This is a genomic window from Azoarcus sp. DN11 (genome assembly GCF_003628555.1).
Classification (GTDB): domain Bacteria; phylum Pseudomonadota; class Gammaproteobacteria; order Burkholderiales; family Rhodocyclaceae; genus Aromatoleum.
The window spans coordinates 556,637-574,826 of the sequence record NZ_CP021731.1; the positions used below are offsets into that span (position 1 = coordinate 556,637).

At 69.3% G+C, this 18,190-nt stretch carries 17 protein-coding genes; 5 read left to right on the forward strand and 12 right to left on the reverse strand.

All coding sequences use genetic code 11. The features are described from left to right. Nucleotides 1-18: 18 nt before the first annotated feature. The 7 genes from rsfS to CDA09_RS02510 are packed head-to-tail and all read right to left on the reverse strand — an operon-like array spanning nucleotide 19 to nucleotide 4,754. On the reverse strand, nucleotides 19-387 hold the full coding sequence (gene rsfS, locus CDA09_RS02480) for a ribosome silencing factor (RefSeq protein ID WP_121427174.1): 369 nt from the start codon (nucleotides 385-387) through the stop codon (nucleotides 19-21). Further along, nucleotides 387-1,070 (reverse strand): nicotinate-nucleotide adenylyltransferase, encoded by a 684-nt coding sequence (nadD, locus tag CDA09_RS02485; protein ID WP_121427175.1) that lies wholly within the window; start codon nucleotides 1,068-1,070, stop codon nucleotides 387-389. Before nadD ends, rsfS begins: the two co-directional genes overlap by 1 nt. Then, nucleotides 1,051-1,824, reverse strand: a complete 774-nt coding sequence (locus CDA09_RS02490) for a BPSS1780 family membrane protein (RefSeq protein ID WP_121427176.1) — start codon at nucleotides 1,822-1,824, stop codon at nucleotides 1,051-1,053. Before CDA09_RS02490 ends, nadD begins: the two co-directional genes overlap by 20 nt. A 4-nt stretch (nucleotides 1,825-1,828) precedes the next feature. Further along, nucleotides 1,829-2,665, reverse strand: coding sequence for a BPSS1780 family membrane protein (locus CDA09_RS02495; protein WP_286164357.1), 837 nt, complete (start codon nucleotides 2,663-2,665; stop codon nucleotides 1,829-1,831). Between the two features lie 3 nt (nucleotides 2,666-2,668). Then, the gene (locus tag CDA09_RS02500) at nucleotides 2,669-3,610 is read right to left on the reverse strand and encodes a homoserine kinase (protein ID WP_121427177.1); all 942 of its coding nucleotides are present in this window, start codon (nucleotides 3,608-3,610) and stop codon (nucleotides 2,669-2,671) included. Nucleotides 3,611-3,654: 44 nt separating this feature from the next. Further along, a complete protein-coding gene (locus CDA09_RS02505; protein WP_121427178.1) occupies nucleotides 3,655-3,975 on the reverse strand; it encodes a DUF2782 domain-containing protein in 321 nt (106 codons plus the stop codon). A gap of 53 nt (nucleotides 3,976-4,028) precedes the next feature. Beyond that, the gene (locus CDA09_RS02510; protein WP_121427179.1) at nucleotides 4,029-4,754 is read right to left on the reverse strand and encodes an LOG family protein; all 726 of its coding nucleotides are present in this window, start codon (nucleotides 4,752-4,754) and stop codon (nucleotides 4,029-4,031) included. Nucleotides 4,755-4,842: 88 nt separating this feature from the next. Here CDA09_RS02510 and polA point away from each other — a divergent pair, with 88 nt between their 5' ends. Continuing rightward, complete coding sequence (gene polA, locus CDA09_RS02515) at nucleotides 4,843-7,608, forward strand: DNA polymerase I (protein ID WP_121427180.1); 2,766 nt, start codon at nucleotides 4,843-4,845, stop codon at nucleotides 7,606-7,608. A 142-nt stretch (nucleotides 7,609-7,750) separates the two neighbouring features. Then, complete coding sequence (locus CDA09_RS02520) at nucleotides 7,751-9,382, forward strand: carbamoyltransferase family protein (RefSeq protein WP_121427181.1); 1,632 nt, start codon at nucleotides 7,751-7,753, stop codon at nucleotides 9,380-9,382. 4 nt (nucleotides 9,383-9,386) lie between these two features. Here CDA09_RS02520 and CDA09_RS02525 read toward each other — a convergent pair whose 3' ends face one another. From CDA09_RS02525 to CDA09_RS02545, 5 genes are read right to left on the reverse strand one after another with little or no spacing between them, the layout of a single operon-like run. After that, the gene (locus CDA09_RS02525; protein ID WP_121427182.1) at nucleotides 9,387-10,148 is read right to left on the reverse strand and encodes a polysaccharide deacetylase family protein; all 762 of its coding nucleotides are present in this window, start codon (nucleotides 10,146-10,148) and stop codon (nucleotides 9,387-9,389) included. A 50-nt stretch (nucleotides 10,149-10,198) separates the two neighbouring features. Continuing rightward, entirely contained in the window at nucleotides 10,199-11,272 is a 1,074-nt protein-coding gene (locus tag CDA09_RS02530; RefSeq protein WP_121427183.1) for a glycosyltransferase, read from the reverse strand. After that, nucleotides 11,269-12,360, reverse strand: a complete 1,092-nt coding sequence (locus tag CDA09_RS02535; protein ID WP_121427184.1) for a glycosyltransferase — start codon at nucleotides 12,358-12,360, stop codon at nucleotides 11,269-11,271. The genes CDA09_RS02530 and CDA09_RS02535 overlap by 4 nt, the downstream gene beginning before the upstream one ends. Then, nucleotides 12,357-13,400: a glycosyltransferase family 9 protein gene (locus CDA09_RS02540; RefSeq protein ID WP_164844359.1), complete on the reverse strand. Its 1,044-nt coding sequence runs from the start codon at nucleotides 13,398-13,400 to the stop codon at nucleotides 12,357-12,359. Before CDA09_RS02540 ends, CDA09_RS02535 begins: the two co-directional genes overlap by 4 nt. A gap of 2 nt (nucleotides 13,401-13,402) precedes the next feature. Next, nucleotides 13,403-14,668: an O-antigen ligase family protein gene (locus tag CDA09_RS02545; RefSeq protein ID WP_121427186.1), complete on the reverse strand. Its 1,266-nt coding sequence runs from the start codon at nucleotides 14,666-14,668 to the stop codon at nucleotides 13,403-13,405. Nucleotides 14,669-14,694: 26 nt separating this feature from the next. On the opposite strand from CDA09_RS02545, the gene CDA09_RS02550 reads away from it, so the two are divergent. The 3 genes from CDA09_RS02550 to CDA09_RS02560 all read left to right on the forward strand — a co-directional run bounded on the left by CDA09_RS02550 (nucleotide 14,695) and on the right by CDA09_RS02560 (nucleotide 18,190). Continuing rightward, nucleotides 14,695-15,855: a glycosyltransferase gene (locus CDA09_RS02550; protein ID WP_121427187.1), complete on the forward strand. Its 1,161-nt coding sequence runs from the start codon at nucleotides 14,695-14,697 to the stop codon at nucleotides 15,853-15,855. Between the two features lie 107 nt (nucleotides 15,856-15,962). Continuing rightward, entirely contained in the window at nucleotides 15,963-17,072 is a 1,110-nt protein-coding gene (locus CDA09_RS02555) for a glycosyltransferase (protein WP_121427188.1), read from the forward strand. Next, nucleotides 17,069-18,190 carry a glycosyltransferase gene (locus CDA09_RS02560; RefSeq protein ID WP_121427189.1) on the forward strand — a complete coding sequence of 374 codons (1,122 nt, stop codon included), beginning with the start codon at nucleotides 17,069-17,071 and terminating at the stop codon, nucleotides 18,188-18,190. Before CDA09_RS02555 ends, CDA09_RS02560 begins: the two co-directional genes overlap by 4 nt.

Sequence of the window (18,190 nt, forward strand, 5' to 3'; positions counted from 1 at the left end):
CCGGCGGCAGCGCAGGCGTCATTGTGCCGCGACGCGCGCGGCCGCGCGGCCGCGCCGCAGGGTCGAGGGGGCGGCCCACAGTTCTTCGAGGTTGTAGTAGCTGCGGATCGCCGGCTGCATGATGTGCACGACGATGTCGCCGAGGTCCACCAGCACCCATTCCCCGGTCTCTTCGCCTTCCACGCTGACGACAGGGGCGCCCGCCTCGCGAACCTTGTCATGCACGTTGCGCGCCAGCGCCCGCGTCTGGCGGTTGGAATCGCCGGTGGCGATGATGATGCGGTCGAACAGCGAAGTCAGCTTGGTGGTGTCGATGACTTCGATGTCCTTGGCCTTGATGTCTTCGAGGGCGGCAACGACGGTTTCTTCGAGTGTGCAGGTGTCCATCAGGTTTTGCGGTAGAGGTGGTGCACCCCAATATAGTCGAGAACCGGATCGGGCAGCAAATAGCGGGCGCTGTGCCCGCCGCGGATGAGGTCGCGGATCAGCGATGCGGAAATCGCCAGCGGCGTCATGTCGAAGGGGACGACCCGTCCGGCAGGGCTCTCGTGCAGGATGGCCGGGTGGGTGTCAATCCGACTCGCGCAGGCGGCGTCGAGTTCCGGCGACAGGGTGCCCGGCCAGCGCCGGCCGTGCGGTGCGAAGCCGGGGCGGTTGGCGACGGCGATGTGGGCGAGGGCGAAGAGGTCCTGCCAGCGATGCCAGCCGGGCAGGCCGTTGAACGCGTCGGCGCCGAGGATGAGCACGAGCGGGCGGTCGGGTCCGTGCTGCGCGCGCAGGCGTTCCAGCGTCAGCACGGTGTAGCTCTTGTTGGGCGCGAACACCTCGCCGGTGTCGACGACGAGCCCGGGATTGCCGGCGCTCGCGAGCCGCACCATCTCCAGCCGGTCGACGGCCGGGGACTGCGGCGCGCCGCGGTGCGGGGGCCGGCCGGCGGGGATCAGCGCGACCTGCGCGAGGTTGAGCGCCTCGCGTGCTTCCTCGGCGAGGCGCAGGTGGCCGAAATGGATCGGGTCGAAGGTGCCGCCCAGCAGGCCCAGCGCACCCCGGTCAGGGTTGTTCGAAGGCATTCCCGGGTTCGCCGAAGATGTCGCGCGCGTTGGCGTAGAAGCTGGCGAAGACGATGGGGATGAGCAGCAGCGGCAGCGGCACCGACAGCAGGGTCGCGAGCATCGGCGACGCCATGCCGACGAGGCCGAGCAGGATGCCGGGCAGGACCGCGCCGAACAGGGCCAGCGCGATCGAGTAGGTAAGGAAGGGGCGCCAGTTGCGCAGGCACGCGTAGAAACTGAAGAACATTGCCTTGGGAGCCGAGAGCTTCCACCAGCCGGCGAGCAGCGGCGCGAACCAGTAGGCCATCATGACCGGTGTCGACAGCGTGATCGCGATCAGCAGTGCAACGGTGAAGCCGGTGCTGGTCGCGGCCTCGGCTTCGATCTTGCCGCCGCTGGTCATCACCTTGAGCAGCGTGCCGCCGTCGGCGAGGGAGGTGAGCAGCAGCACCAGCAGGCTGCCGGCAAGGTAGATCAGGCCGATCGTCACCAGCGCGGGGAGGTTCTGCTGGAAGCCGGAGAACAGCACGTCCGGCCCCGCCTTGCGCCCCTTGTCGATCGCCTGGCAGGTGTTGAGCACGCCCAGCGACAGGATCGGCATCAGCAGCGAGGCGATGACCTGGCCGAGGAACGGGACCACGGAGACGAGGATCAGCAGCAGCAGGTAGCCGAAGGACGCGAAGGTGAGCAGCGCCGGGTTGCGCCGCCAGATCTGCAGGCCTTCGCCGAGCCAGGCGAAGCCGCGCCCGGACGGGAGTTGTCGTGCTTGCATGCGCCTACTCGTCGGCGGTGTCGATGGGGGCGAGCAGGGCCGGGGCCGGCTGCGGGCGATCGGGCGCGAAGGTGTCCTGCCACGCGGCGTGCAGGGCACCGGCCAGCACCGGGACCAGGGCCAGCATGCCGAGCCCGGCCGGCAGCATCGCGATCCACACCAGCACGTAGAGGATGAAACCCAGCACGATGAAGCTGGTGAGGTTGCCAAGGCAGGCGCGCGCCGAGAGCTTCATCGCGTCGAGCGGCGAGACGCCCTGCAGCATCACGAGGGCCGGCGCGAACCACAGCGCCATCAGCAGCAGCACCCACAACACCGTGAACACCGCGACGGCAAGCATCACCCCGCCCGCCGCGAGGCTCATGCCGGCGAAGGCGCCGACCAGCATGCCGGTCAGCGCCGCGCTGCTGCCGACGGCGGCGGCGATCAGGGCCGCGAGCAGGGCGCCCAGCAGGTGGAAGCCGCCGATCATCAGGAGATTGCCGGCATGGCGGCGCACGCCGTCGAAGAGGTGGTCGATGCGCAGCGGCTCGCCCTGCGCCAGCGCATGGGCTCCGGAGAGCATGCCGGCGACGAGCACCGGGAAGGCGAGCGGTGCGAGCGCCCAGCCGAGGAAGGGCACGAGGCCCAGGGCGCTGAGGGCGACGATCAGCACGAGGGTCTGGGCGACCCAGATGCCGGGGCTGGCGGTGAAGGTCTTCCAGCCCGCGGCGATCCATTTCAGCGTGTCGGCCGGCGTGACATGGCCCGGCGGCGGCAGCGGATGGCGGCGGTGCGGGGCACCGTGTCCCGCCGGGTCGGCGGAATGGTGCGCGGAGTGAGTGGAGTGGGCTTCGTTCATCGTTCAGAGCGGCAGGGAAGGCGCTGCCGCAATGCGCAGGCGCAGGATGTCGCGGTATTCGGCGGGCGGCTTCACGAGCACCATCTCGCCCGGTTTGGGCAGGTGAAAGTCTTCGGCGCGTGACAGCCAGAAGCGCAGTGCGGCCGCGCGCAGCATCGCCGGCCAGCTCGCGCGCTCGGCGCCGGTGAAGGGGCGTTCGGCATGGTAGGCGTCGAGCAGCGCCGCGCTGCGCTGCGGGTCCAGTTCGCCGTCGGCGCTCGTGCACCAGTCGTTCACGGTGACGGCGACGTCGAAGAGCAGCGCATCGTGGCCGGCGAAGTAGAAGTCGATCACGCCGCCGACGTGGTCGCCGTCCCACAGTACGTTGTCGCGGAAGAGGTCGGCGTGGATCACGCCCTGCGGCAGGCTCGCGTAGTCCACGGCAGCCTGGAAGGCGAGCTCGGCGTCGAGCAGGGCCTGTTCGTCGGCGGGCAGGAAGGGGCGCACGCGGGCGGCGGCGGCCGTGCGCCATGCCGCGCCGCGCGGGTTGTCCTGCCTGCGGCCGTAGGACAGGCCGGCGAGGTGCAGGCCCGCGAGCATCGCGCCGACGCGCGCGCAATGCTGCATGCCCGGCGCCATCTCGGACTTGCCCGACAGGCGCATCACCAGCGCGGCGGGCCGCTCGCTGAGCGTGCCGAGATATTCGTTGTCGCGGTTGGCGATCGGTGCGGGCACCGGCAGGCCGTGGCGCGCGAGATGCGCCATCAGGTGCAGGTAGAAGGGCAGCTCGGCGCGCGGAATCGCCTCGAACAGCGTCAGCACGTAGCGGCCGAGCGTGGTCGTGACGAAGAAATTGCTGTTCTGGACGCCGGCCGAGATGCCCTGCAGCTCGACGAGGCGGCCAATGGCATAGTGGCCGAGCCAGCGGGACAGCGTCTCGGGGGCAACGGCGGTGAAAACGGACATGTGAGGATGAGCGGTGAGTCAGTGGCCCGCAGGCCGGAAGGGCATTACCAGGACTTGATCACCCACATCGGCACGGAGAGCGACGGCAGCACGTCCTGGCGCGACATGACGCCGTTGCCCTCGTTGTCGATGAGGTAGTAGGGCACGCCGTGCGGGGGCGTGACCTTGATCATGTAGAGCTTGCCGCGGATGCGGTACTCCTGCACCGTGTCCTGGCCGCGCTTGACGATCGTGACTTCCGGGTCCATCGACGGATCGCCGGCCGGCATCGGCGGCGGTTCGGGAATCGGTTCGAGCTTGGGGGGCTGCTGGGCCGCAACCGGGGTTGCGATGGCCATCAGCAGCACGATGAGATTTCGGCGCATGGTGCTCTCCTTATATGCGCGGATTCTAGCAGACCCGCGCCGTGCGTCCGTCATCACAGGTTGAGCAGCAGTTCGTGTTCCTCGGGCAGCGGCAGGAAGCCGCGGTGCTCGTAGTGCTTGAAGATCGCCTCGACGACTTCCTCGGGGGTGTCGATGACCTGGATCAGGTCGAGGTCCTCCGGGTTGATCATGCGTTCGGCGACGAGGCGGTCGCGGAACCAGTCGATCATGCCTTTCCAGAACGGCCCGTGCACGAGGATGATCGGGATCTTGCGGCCCTTGCCGGTCTGGATCAGCGTGAGCGCTTCCATCAGCTCGTCGAGCGTGCCGAAGCCGCCCGGCATCACGACGTAGGCCGAGGCGAAGCGCACGAACATGAACTTGCGCGCGAAGAAGTGCTGGAAGGTCTGCGAGATGTCCTGGTAGGGGTTGGAGCTCTGCTCCATCGGCAGCTGGATGTTGAGGCCGATCGACGGACTCTTGCCGAAGTAGGCGCCCTTGTTCGCGGCTTCCATGATGCCCGGGCCGCCGCCCGAGATCACCGAGAAGCCGGCGTCGGAGAGCAGGCGGCTGATGCGCTCGGCGAGGAGGTAGTACATGTGGTCGGGCGGGATGCGCGCGCTGCCGAAGATCGACACCGCCGGCCGGATCGCGTTGAGCCGTTCGGTCGCCTCGACGAACTCTGCCATAATTCCGAAGATGCGCCACGATTCGCGCGCATTGAAGCGCGGCGCGGTGCTGCTCGGGGCGCTGGGGGGGATTTTCTCTTTCGCGGCCATGTTGTTCTCGTCTTGTCGTTCTGCCGGTCCGTGCGCCGGCGTCTTCTGATTCCGGGCGGCGCCCGGATCCCGCAAGGAAATCTGCCTGATGCCCGTCCTGTTGCTCGTCGATGGTTCCAGCTATCTGTATCGCGCCTTCCATGCGCTGCCGGATCTCCGCACGTCGCAGGGCGAGCCGACCGGGGCGATTCGGGGTGTGTTGTCGATGCTACGTCGGCTCGAAAGCGACTACAAGGCCGAATTCCGTGCCTGCGTGTTCGACGCCAAGGGCAAGACCTTCCGCGACGACCTGTACCCGGAATACAAGTCGCACCGCCCGCCGATGCCCGACGACCTGCGCGCGCAGATCGAACCGCTGCACGCGGCGGTGCAGGCGGAAGGCTGGCCGCTGCTGGCGATCGAGGGGGTCGAGGCCGACGACGTGATCGGCACGCTCACGCGCCAGGCCCAGGAGCGTGGCTGGGAGGTCGTGATCTCGACCGGCGACAAGGACCTGACCCAGCTCGTGCGCCCTGGCGTGAAGTGGGTGAACACGATGAGCGAGGAGGTGCTCGACGAGGCCGGCGTGACGGAGAAATTCGGCGTGCCGCCCGAGCGCATCGTCGATTATCTCGCGCTGGTCGGTGATGCCGTCGACAATGTGCCGGGCGTCGAGAAGTGCGGGCCGAAGACGGCGGTGAAGTGGCTCACCGAGTACGGCACGCTCGACAACCTCGTCGCGAACGCCGACAAGGTGGGTGGCAAGGTGGGCGAGAACCTGCGCAAGCATCTCGATTTCCTGCCGCTGGGGAAGAAGCTCGTGACGGTAGTGACCGACGTCGCGCTGCCGCTGGCGCTCGACGCGCTGCCCGCGCGCGGGGACGACAAGGCGGCGCTACGCGCGCTGTACGAGCGCTTCGAGTTCCGCGGCTGGCTCAAGGATCTGGACGGGCCGGCGTCGGTGCGCAATGCTGGGGGTAGCGCCCGGTCGGCGAACGCCGTTGCGCCGGAGGCATCGGGCGCGGTCGCCGTCGTGACGGAGGACCCGCCCGCGGCGCCGGGCGCGCATCGCGGCGGCTACGTGACGATCCTCGACCGGGCGACGTTCGACGCCTGGCTGGCGAAACTCGAGGCCGCGGTGCTCGTCGCGTTCGACACCGAGACGACCAGCCTCGACCCGATGGCGGCGCAGCTCGTGGGCATGTCCTTCGCGACCGTCGCGGGCGAGGCGGCCTACCTGCCGCTGGCGCACCGCGGACCCGACGTGCCGGCGCAGCTGCCGCTCGCCGAGGTGCTCGCGCGCCTCAAGCCGTGGCTCGAATCGGACGCCCATGCCAAGCTCGGCCAGAACCTCAAGTACGACGCGCACGTGCTCGCCAATCACGGCATCCGTCTCGCCGGTATCGCGCACGACACGCTGCTGCAGTCCTACGTGCTGGAAAGCGACAAGTCGCACGACATGGATTCGCTGGCGAAGCGCCATCTGGGCCTGACGACGATTCCCTACACCGACGTGTGCGGCAAGGGCGCGAAACAGATCGGCTTCGACGAGGTCGCGCTCGAGCGTGCGAGCGAATACGCGGCCGAGGACGCCGACATCACGCTGCGCCTGCACGAGACGCTGTGGCCGCAGCTCGAGGCGGTGCCGGCACTGGCCGCGTTGTACCGCGACATCGAGATGCCGGCGATGCAGGTGCTGTTCGACATGGAACGCACCGGCGTGCTGATCGACGACTTCCTGCTCGCGCAGCAGAGCGAGGAGCTCGGGCGGCGCCTGATGGCGCTGGAGCGCGAGGCGCACGAGCTCGCCGGGCAGCCCTTCAACCTCGCCTCGCCCAAGCAGCTCGGCGAGATCCTGTTCGGCAAGCTGGGCCTGCCGGTCGTCAAGAAGACTGCGACCGGCCAGCCCTCCACCGACGAGGAGGTGCTCGTCCAGCTCTCCGACGACTACCCGCTGCCCAAGCTGCTGCTCGAACACCGCGGCTTCGCGAAGCTCAAGAGCACCTACGCGGACAAGCTGCCGCGCATGGTCAACCCGAAGACCGGGCGCGTGCACACGAGCTTCTCGCAGGCGGTCGCGGTCACCGGGCGGCTGGCGAGCTCGGAGCCGAACCTGCAGAACATCCCGATCCGCACCGCCGAAGGGCGGCGCATCCGCGCGGCCTTCATCGCGCCGCGCGACCACGTGATCGTGTCGGCCGACTATTCGCAGATCGAGCTGCGCATCATGGCGCACCTGTCGGGCGACGCGCGCCTGCTGGAAGCCTTCGCGCACGGCGAGGACGTGCATCGCGCGACCGCCTCGGAAGTGTTCGGCGTCACGCCGGCGGAAGTCACCAGCGAGCAGCGCCGCTATTCGAAGGTCATCAATTTCGGCCTCATCTACGGCATGAGCGCGCACGGGCTGGCGAAGAACCTCGGCATCGACCGCGCCGCCGCGCAGGGCTGGATCGACCGCTATTTCGCGCGTTATCCGGGCGTCGCCGACTACATGGAGCGCATCAAGGGCGAGGCCAAGGCGAAGGGTTACGTCGAGACGGTGTTCGGGCGCCGGCTGTATCTGCCCGACATCCGCGCGCAGCAGGTGGGGCGCCGCCAGGGGGCCGAGCGCGCGGCGATCAATGCGCCGATGCAGGGTACGGCGGCGGATCTCATCAAGAAGGCGATGATCGCGGTGCACGGCTGGCTCGGGGCGTCGGGGCTCAGGTCGCGCCTGATCCTGCAGGTGCATGACGAACTGGTGCTGGAAGTGCCGCGCGACGAGCTCGAGCTGATGCGCCGCGAACTGCCCGCGCGAATGGGCGGCGTGGCCGAGCTCGCGGTGCCACTGCTGGTCGAGGTCGGGGCGGGGAACAACTGGGATGAAGCGCACTGAGGGGCGCTGAGGACCGGCTATTAGTCCGGCAACCAACTACCGTTCGGGCTGGGCTTGTCGAAGCCCTGCCAATGCTCTTCGACAGGCTCAGGGCGAACGGTTGTATTTGGTTGCCGGGTGACTGAACAACCGGGATTCTTCTTTGGCGTTCACTGTTCTCGGCCTTTCCGGCAGCCGGGCCTGCGACCCGGCGGCGGCCTTGTACGTCGACGGGCAGCTCGTCGCGGCGGCCGAGGAGGAGCGCTTCGTGCGCGAGCGGCATGCGCCGGGCAGGATGCCGAGAGAGGCGGCGAGTTTCTGCCTGGCGTCGGCGGGGATTGCGCCGGACGAGGTTGATGTCGTCGCGGTGGCGCTAGCGTCGGATGGCGAATCCGCTACGGATCGGGCCCGGGTCGAAGCCTTTCTCGGCGACTTGGATTTCGATGCTGCGCGCACGCCGATCGAGCCGGTCGACTACCTCGATTCGCACGCCGCGAGTGCCTATTACTGCTCGGGCTTTGCCGAGCACACGGCGATCCTGTGTCTCACCGGGTCCGGCAGTCTTCTCGGTTACGGTGAGAGCGGGCGGATTCACCGCCTCCGCGAATCCGCCTATCCGCACTCGCTTTGGGCGCTGTACGGCGCTCTGACCGAATATCTGGGGTTCGAGATGGGGGACGGCGAATACAAGCTGATGGGGATGGCGCCCTACGGCGATCCGCGTCGCTTCGACCTGTCGCGGCTTGCGTGTTTCGAGGACGGCGAGCTCGTCATCGACACGTCGTACGTGAACGTGGCCGCCGGCCAGCGCTACATGGAAGACGGGCGGAGTTATTCGTTCTCGCGGCGGCTGGTTGACTGGCTCGGGCCGCCTCGGCGGGGCGATGCCGCTGACGAGCCCTACGTGCATTACGCGGCGGCGATGCAGGCGTTTTTCGAGGCGCTCGCGCTGCAGATGATCGACCATGACCTCGGCGACATGCTTCGCGAGACTGGGCGGATCGCGTTCGCGGGCGCGGGAGCGCTCAACGTCAAGCTCAACCAGCGCATCGTCGCGCGCGGCGATGTGCGCGAGCTCTTTGTGCAACCGGCCGCGGGGGATGCGGGGACGGCGCTCGGGGCTGCGGCGGCGGTATCGGCGAAGCGCGGCGTCGTGATCGAGTGCATGGAGCATGTCTATCTGGGGCCGCGGCATACGAACGAGGACGTAATCGCGGCGTGCGAGGCATATCCCGTCCTCCCGCGCTGGCATGTGCTAGACGACGTGCCCCGTCGTATCGCCCGATTGCTCGCCGATGGGCATCCGGTCGCGTGGTTCCAGGGGCGGATGGAGTTCGGGCCGCGGGCCTTGGGTGCGCGTTCGATCCTCGGCTGTCCGAGTGTCGCGGGTGTGGCCGACCGCATCAACGAGCAGATCAAGTTCCGCGAACGCTGGCGGCCGTTCGGCCCGGCGATGCTCGATCGGGTTGCCCCGCAAATGCTTGCGGGTTCGCATCCCGCGCCTTTCATGACGCTGACCTTCGACGTCGCCGATTCGTGGAAGGTGCGGGTGCCGGAAGTCGTGCACGAGGACGGCACGGCGCGCGCGCAAGTCGTGCGGCGCGAGCAGCATCCTCGGTATTACGCGCTGATCGAAGAACTTGAAAGGCTCACCGGCAACGGGGTTGTGCTGAACACCTCGCTGAACCGTCGTGGCGAGCCGATCGTCTGTTCGCCGCGAGACGCGCTCGATATGTTCTTCGCCTCTGACCTGCAGTACCTGGTGATGGAGGACGTGCTGGTCGAGAAGGGCTGAAGCTTCAGGTCGATGGCACGAATTCCGCGCGCCGGATCGGTGGCTGCTTCGGCGTGTTCTTGAGGTGCATCTTCCACAGTACACCGACCAAGCTGTCGCCGTAGGAGACCGCCTTGCGCGGCAGTGTCAGCGGGTCGTCGGCGACGGTCGCGGGCGCGCGCAGGCAGGTCGTCGCGCACGCGTAGCCCGCTTCGGCGACGGCCTCGACGGCGCGGATGTCGTGGCTGCCGTAGGGATAGCAGAAGTGCGGCACGGCTTCGCCCAGCAGGTCTTCGAGCATCGCTTTGCAGTCGGTGACTTCGCGGCGGATCGTCGCGGTGTCCTGCTCGGCGAGCTTCACGTGGTTCACCGAGTGGCCGCCGAAGCCGCAGCCTTCGCGGCGCAGCTGGCGGATGCGCTCGGCGCTCATCAGCGGCGGGGTGTCGCGGCCGTCGCGGGCGAACCATTCCGAGGGCTTGCCGATGAGTCCCGCGATCAGATAGACCATCGCCGGAAACTGGTAGCGCTGCAGGATCGGCCACGCGTGCTCGTAGAAGTTTTCATAGCCGTCGTCGAAGGTCAGTGCGACCGCGCGCTCGGGGATCGCCATTTCGCCCTGCACGCACGCGAGCACCTCGTCCATCGACAGCACGCGATAGCCGAAGCGGGCGAGCCAAGCCATCTGCGCGGCGAAGCGGTCGACGCGGCAGTAGGTCGAGCGGTGCGCCTGCATCGGCGCGAAATTGCCGATCTGGTGGTACATCAGGATGTTGATGCCGTGGCTCATGGCGGGGGCGGGCGGAGACTCAGGGCGCATTGTCGCACGATGCCGCGGCGTCAGCCGCCGGCGAGGCGCGCGTAGAGTGCCTGGTAGCGCGCGAGGATCGCGGCTTCGCCGAAGTCGTCGATGACGCGGCGCACGCCCTGCGCGACGAAGGCGGTCTGCAGCGCGGCGTCGGCGAGCAGCCCTTCGATGCCGGCGGCGAGCGCGGCTGGATCGTCGCACGGCACGATCCAGCTGTCCTCGCCGTGATGGGCGATCTCGCGGGCGCCGCGGAAGGCGGTCGCGACGAGCGGCTTGCGGTAGGCCCAGGCTTCGAGCACGACGTTGCCGAGCGTCTCCTCGTCGCGCGACGGGAAAACGACGGCGTCGGCGAGGTGGAACCACTGGGCGGGCTCATGCTGCCAGCCCGCCCACACGATGCGGTCCATGATGCCGAGCTCGCGCGCCTGCGTTTCGAGCGCTTCGCGCAGCGGGCCGTCGCCGAGCAGGATCAACCGCGGGCGGCGGCCGGTGATCTCGGCCGGCAGGCGGGCGAAGGCGGCGAGCAGTGTCGTGTGGCCCTTGACCTTCACGAAGCGTCCCGGGTGCAGCAGCAGCCAGTCGTCGTCGCGGGCGCCGATCTGCGCGCGTAGCGCCGCGACCTTGTCGGCGTCGACGGGAATCGGCGCGTCGGCGAAGTTCGTGATGTGATGCACGCGGCTCGCCGGCAGGCCGTGCTGGATCATCCAGTCGCACAGGCCCTTGGTGTTGCCGATCCACGCGTGCGCGTGGCGGAAGGGATGCAGCGCGTAGTAGCCGCCGAGGCGCGCGACGTGGACCTGGCCGCGGCCGGGTTTGAGGTGCGTGAGGCGCGAGGCGCGGCCCATGTAGGTCTGCACGATCGGCGTGCGGGCGGCGCGCGCGTAGGCGCTCACCTGCCAGCGCGAGAGCGGGTCCCACACGGTGCGCATCGGCAGTTCCCGCGTCGGGATGCCAGCGAGGTGGCGCGTGGCGAGGTCGCCGCCGCTGCGCACCAGCGCCTGCACCGGCAGGCCGGCGCGCTGCATGGCGCGCAGGAAGCGCACGAACCAGCGTTCGGCACCGCCCATTTCGCGGCTGCCGATGATGTGGAGCGACGGAATCGTCATGAGGGTCGGTTTCCGGTCACTTGGCGATAGACGGCGAGGTTGCCCTCGACCATCGCGTCGATGGAGAACTCCGCGAGGATGCGCGCGCGGCCCGCGTCGCCGAGACGGCGGCGCAGTGCGGGATCGGCGAGCAACTGTCGCAGGGCGCTGCCGAGCGCATTGACGTCGCCGGGCGGGATCAGCAGGCCGCTGACGCCGTCGGCGACCGCCTCCGGCAGCCCCCCGGCGCGGCTCGTCACGATCGGCACGCCGGCAGCGGAGGCCTGCAGCAGCGCGATGCCCAGTCCTTCCATGTCAGCCGGGTGGGCGAGGATGTCGGCACCGCCGAGCCAGCGCGGCAGGTCGTCGCGGAAGCCGGCGAGGCGCACGCGGTCCGCGAGGCCGCGCACGGCGATCTCGGCGCGCAATTCGGCTTCGAGCGGCCCCTTGCCGAAGAGCACGACGTGCAGCGTCGGGAATTCGGCAAGCAGCGGCGGCAGCGCCTCGAGGAGGTAGCGGTGCCCCTTGCGCGGGATCAGCTGTGCCGCCATCGCGATCGTCAGCGCGTCGGCAGGCAGGTCGAATTCGCGGCGGAACGCGGCGCGGTCGACCGGCACGAGCCAGGGCGTCGCATCCAGCGCGCTGCGCACGCAGCTCACCTTCTCCGGCGCGAGGCCCTCGGCGAGGAGCACGTCGCGGATGCCTTCCGAGATCGTGATCACATGGTCGTAGAGGCGGTACTTGAGCGCGACGAGCCAGCGCGGTTCGGGGTTGTCGACGCGGCGCGACAGCACGCAGGGCACGCCCGCGAGGCGCGCGGCGACGCCGCCCCACAGGTCGGCGCCGCGGCGGCTGTGCAGATGCACGACGTCCGGGCGTTCGGCCCGGATCAGCGTCTTCAGCCTTCCGGCGAGCGCGATGTCGGCGTCGCCGCCCATCGCCATCGGCACGACGGTCGCGAAGGGTGCGGCGGCCGCCGCGATGTCGCTGCCGGCCGGGCACGCGAGCACGTTGTCGATGCCGCGCGCCTTCAGGCCTTCGAGGATGAAGGCGACCTGGCGCGCGCCGCCGTAGAAGTGCTTACCGGCTTCGACGTGCAGCACTTTCACGCGTCGGCCCCGGCCGCGAGCGCGAGGCGCGCTTCGGCGAGCGCGCGCTCGGCGCTGATGTCGCGCAGGCAGGTGAAGGCGCCATTGCAGGTCGGGCTGCGCTTGCACGGCGAGCACGGCAGCCCGAGCCAGATCACGCGCGCGTTGGGCCGTCCGGTGTCGAGATAGGGCCGCGTCGAACCGAAGATCGACACGGTCGGGCGCGCGAACGCGATGCCCATGTGCGTGAGGCCGGTGTCGACGCCGATGACGAGGCCGGCGTGCTTGACGACCGCGGTCGCTTCCGGGAGCCTGGTCGCGCCGGCGAGGTCGAGGATGCCGGTGCCGGGCGCGGCGATGCGCGCGGCCGCCTCGCGGTCGCCGGGGCCGCCCAGGATCACCGGCGTGAGGCCGAGTTCGGCGGCGACCTTCGGTCCCAGCGCCTGCCAGGCGTCCTCGAACCAGTGCTTCTGCGGGCGTGTCGTGAAGGGGGCGAAGACCGCGTAGCGGCCGGGTGCGAGGCCGCGTTCGGCGAGCAGCGCGAGCGCGCGCTCCTCTGCGGCCGGATTGACGTGCAGGAAGGGCACGAAATCGCCCGCCGGCAGGCCGAGCTCCTCGGCGAGGAAGCGGTACTCGGAACTGATGCGTTCGATGACGCCGCCCTTGGGCACCACTTCGGTCATCAGGAAGCGGCTGCCTTCGCGCGAGCCCAGTCCCACGCGGCGCTGCGCGCCCGACAGCCAGGTTGCGATGCCGCTCTTCAGCAGGCCCTGCATGTCGAGCGCGAGGTCGAAGCGTTCGGCGTGCATGCGGCGGCGGAATTCGCGCACCGAGCGCCACAGCGCGACGAAGCGGCGCTCGCGCCACAGTTTCGCCCACTCGGTCTTGGGCCAGGGCAGCACGGCGTCGACGTCGGGGTCGTCGGCAACCAGCGCGCCAAGGCCCGGTTCGGTGAGCCACGCGATGTGCGCGTCCGGATAGGCCTTGCGCAACACGGCGGGGAAGGGCGAGGCGAACACGATGTCGCCGATCGCGGAGGTGCGGACGATGAGGATGCGCATCGTCATGTCCGGGCCCGGAGTGCGGTCGCGTAGCCCAGTCCGGCGAACAGCAGCCAGAAATTTCGCCCATCCCAGGCCAGCAAGCGGAAATCGGTCAGGTTGAAGATGGCGTCGAGCATCAGCACGGTCAGCGCGAACGCCGCGATGTCGCCGGGCAGCAGCCCCCTCCGCCACGCACGCCAGCTGGCGAACAGGATGGTCGCGAACAGTGCGGCCATGATCGAGGCGCCGAGTGCGCCGAGCCGGACGAGGAACTCCAGGGGAAGGTTGTGCAGATGCTTGAAATCGTGCAACTGCACCTCCGCGGCCCCGGCGAGCAACTGCGGGGTCGCCCCCGGCCCGTTGCCGAACCACGGATGAGCGGCCCACTGCTGCAGTCCGAAGTGGAGCATGTGCACGCGGATTCCGATGGAGTCATAGGGCAGGCTGGCCCATTCGCCGCCGAGAATCTGGCGATAGGTCGATGCTTCCGATAGGATGCGGTTCGAGACGACGTTGTCGGTGGCGAGGCCGGCGATGCCGAGCGCGATCAGCGCGCCCAGGACAAGCAGCTTGATCCGGGGGCGCCGCGTGAGCGTCACGATGCGTAGCACGAGCAAGGCCAGCAGCGCCACCCAGACCCCGCGCGACTGGGCCGCGATCGTCCAGTAAATCGCCGTCAGCGTGCCGGCCGCCCAGCCGGCGCGGACCCACCACCGCCACGGCTCCGCCGTTTTCCACAGCCGTGCGCGGAAGCACACCAGGCCGATCAGCAGGGCGCCCGAATATTCCCCGAAATGGTTGATGGAACTGAAGCCGAGGCGGATCCGTTCGCCGGTCAGGATGGCCGGCGGCGTGCTCCAGTCGATCGCGACGATGCGTCCGAGCATGAAACCGGCGAGGGCGAAGGCGAGCAGCCGGGATATCCGCTTGTCGTCCGCATCGGTCCAGTAGGCAATCAGCCAGAATACCCACAGCTGGATGAAGCGTGTCCCCACCGACAGGTCGAGCGGCCGGTGGGCGGGGGGCCACCCGAACGCGAGGCCCAGGCCGAAAACGGCGAGCAGCGCCAGCAACAGGGCGAGCGAGCCGCTGCTGCGGGCAGCCCGCGCGAGCCGCGCCGGTTCGAGCAGGGCGGCGAGCAGCATCAGCCCGAGCGCCGTATTCGCGAGCGCCGGTATGAAGAGCGCGGAGAAGCCGAACGCGTAAAGCGAGGCGACCCCGATTTGGCGGGAGATCAGCGGCAAGCTGCGGGGGAAGGTTTGTTGTGCTGTCGGATGGGCTAACATTTCAAACTTTGGCAATCGATCCGACCATGCCCGTGATGCCCCTCTCCCGCTCCGAAGCCGCTGCGCCAGGCCCGTCGGTCTCGATGCTGGTGGGCCCGCTGGGCAAGGGGGGAATCGGCAAGATCGTGGTGCAGCTGACGGAAGCGCTCATTGCGTCGGGGGTCGCGGTCGATCTGCTCCTGCTCGGTCGGGACAGCCCGTATTTCACGGCGCTTCCGAAGGGCGCGAACATCGTGATGTTGCGCAGCCTTCATCCGATAGCGGGAGCGCTGGAACTGGCGCGTTATTTGCGGCGGTGCAAACCAAGGGTGATATTAAACCATCGACCTCGTCTCATCCGCCAGCTTCGTTGGGCGCGGTCGCTGGCCGGCGTGTCGTTCCGTCTGGTGAATGTCATCCACACCCACCTCTCGACGCAGCTGCGCCTGGCGGACAAGCCCCGCCGCCAGTTGCGTGCCGCGCAAAGCCTGGCGGCAGGCGACGCGCTGGTCGCCACGTCGCGCGAGGTCGCGGCGGATGCGGCAGGACTCCTTCGGCTATTGCCCGAGGATATACTCATCGCATATCCCGCGATCGCGGCCGGCGATCTGCAGATGCGCGCCAAGGAAAGCCCTGCGGCGCCGTGTCTCGCGCAGGTGCCGGAAAGCTTCATCGTCGCCATCGGCCGGCTCGAAGAGGAGAAGGACTTCCCGACGCTGATTCGCGCCTTCGCGCAGCTGGGCGCGGCCCGGCCGTCGCTGCAGCTGGTCATTCTCGGCGAGGGACGGGCGCGGGCGGCGCTGGAGTCGCTGGTGGCGCAGCTCCACTTGCAGGGGCGCGTGCACCTGGCGGGCTTTGCGGCGAATCCCTACGCGTGGCTCGCGCGTGCGCGCCTGCTGGCACTATCCTCGGTCGCCGAAGCGTTCGGTATCGTTCTCGCCGAAGCGTTGGCGCTCGGGGTGCCGGTGGTCGCCACCGATTGTCCGAGCGGCCCGCGCGAGATCCTCGTCGATGGCCGTTACGGCCGCCTGGTGCCGCCGGGAAATCCGGCCGCGCTGGCGGAGGCGATCCTGGCCACGCTCGATGCGTCCCCCGATCCCGATTTCCTGCGCGAAGCGGTGCGGCGGTTTTCGCCGGAAGAAAACCTGCGGGTGTATCGCGCGGCGCTGGGACTGGAAGATCCGGCGGACGGGGACAGGAGCGCGTGAGCAGGCGCCGGCGAATGCCGATGGCCGAACGGGCCGCGCCCGCGCGCCTCGCGATTTGTGCCCCGTGATGGAGTAAACTCGCCGCTTTTTTCAGGTGTATCCCGTCAATGCGCCTCGCCGTTTTCATCCCTTCCTTCGGTGACGGAGGCGTCGAGCGGATGCTGGTGAACCTGGCCAGCGGCCTGGTCGGGCGCGGCGTCGACGTCGATTTCATCGTCCGCACGCGCGGCGCCCCGTTTGTCGACCGCCTCGATCCCCGCGTGCGCATCGTCGAAACCGGCCGCGCCGGCCTGTTCGGCGTGCAGCCGGCATTCTGCCGCTATCTGCGCGAGGCGCGCCCCGACTTCGTGCTGTGCGGCAAGGATGAATCGGCGCTGGCGGCGCTGCTCGCGCGCAAGCTCGCCGGCGTGCCGTTCGCCTTGATCATGCGCCCCGGCACCACGTTTTCCGCGCGTCTGGCGCGGCGAAGCGCGTACACCCGGTGGCGGGCGCTGTTGCTGGTCAAATACGTGCATCGCGCGGCGACCGCCGTCGTCGGCAATTCCCAGGGCGTGGTCGACGACATCTCCGCAATCGCGACCCTCGCGCCCGAGCGCGTGCACCTCATCCGCAATCCGGTCATCACCCCCGGCCTCGCCGCCCAGGCCGCCCGGCCGATCGATCATCCGTGGTTTGCCCCCGGTGAGCCGCCGGTCGTCCTCGGCATCGGCGGGCTGCGCCGGCAGAAGGCCTTCGACACCCTGCTGGACGCCTTTGCCCGGGTGCATGCGGAGCGTCCCTGCCGCTTGCTGATCCTGGGGGAAGGGCGCTTGCGCGGTGATCTCGAACGGCTCGCCGCCAAGCTCGGCGTGGCGGCCGACGTCGAGCTGCACGGTTTCGATCCGAATCCCTATCCCTACCTCGCGCGCGCCGCGCTCTTCGTGCTCGCCTCGCGCTGGGAGGGGTCGCCGAATGCGCTGACCGAGGCGCTGGCGCTCGGCACGCCGCTGGTCGCCACCGATTGTCCGTCGGGGCCGCGGGAAGTGCTCGCCGGCGGGGCGGTCGCGCCGCTGGTGCCGGTCGACGACGCGGACGCGATGGCCGCCGCGATGAAGGCCGTGCTGGCGCAGCCCGGCGACCCCGCCGCACGCCGCGCCGCGGTCGCCGAATACACGATGGAACGATGCGCCGCGAAGTACCACGCCTTGTTCGAGTCGCTCGCGCAGGGCGCGTCATGACGGACGGCGCCCGAATCGCCATCTTCGTGTCGACCTCCGGCCACAGCGGCGTCGATCGCGCGATGAAGCACCTGGTCCCGGAGCTGGTCGGACGGGGCTACCACGTCGACGTGCTGAAGGTGCGCCGCCACGGCCCCGATATCCGCTTCTCCCACCCGCGCCTGCACGTCATCGACCTCGGTACGCGCCACACTTATTCCGCAGTTTTCGCTGTCGCTCGCTACCTGAAGGCCAAACGCCCCGTCGTGATGCTGAGCGACAAGGATCGCGTCAATCGCAGCGCGCTCGCGGCGCGCTGGCTCGCCGGAACCGCGACGCGGCTGGTGTTCAGCTCCGGCACCACGATTTCGATCGACCTCGACCATCGCGGCGCGTTCGAGCGGTGGGTGCAGCGGAACTCCATGGGAAAGCTCTATCCGTACGCGGACCAGGTCATCGTGACCTGCGCGGGGGTGGCCGACGACATGGCCGCCTATACAGGGCTCGAGCGCTCGCGCATCAGGCCGGTCGCCAGTCCGGTGGTTCCGGATGCGCTGCTGGAGCAGGAGTTCCCGCGTCCCGAGCATCCGTGGTTCGAGCAGGGCCAGCCGCCAGTGATCCTCGGCGTGGGCGAGATCTGCGAGCGCAAGGGGTTCGATGTGCTGTTGCAGGCGTTTGCGCGCCTGCGCCAGGAACAGCCCTGCCGCCTGATGATCCTGGGCAAGGGCGGCCGGCGGGAGGCGCTGCTCGAACAGGCTGCCGCGCTGGGAGTGGCGGACGATTTCGCGCTGCCCGGCTACGTCGATAATCCCTACGCCTACATGGCCCATGCCCGCCTGTTCGCGATGACTTCCCGCTGGGAAGGGCTGGGTTTCGTGCTGATCGAGGCGATGGCCGTGGGGACCCCCGTCGTATCGACCGATTGTCCCAGCGGTCCGTCGGAAATCCTGCACGGCGGGCAGTTCGGTCGCCTGGTGGCGGTGGACGACGTCGCGGCGCTGCACCACGCAATCGCCGAGACCCTCCGCGCGCCGCTGCCGCCGGCGATGCTCAAGGCCGCCGTCCGGCCTTACACCGTGTCGGCGGCGACCGACGCCTACCTCGAGGCTTTCGGGCTGCCGGCCCGCTGCGCCGGCTGA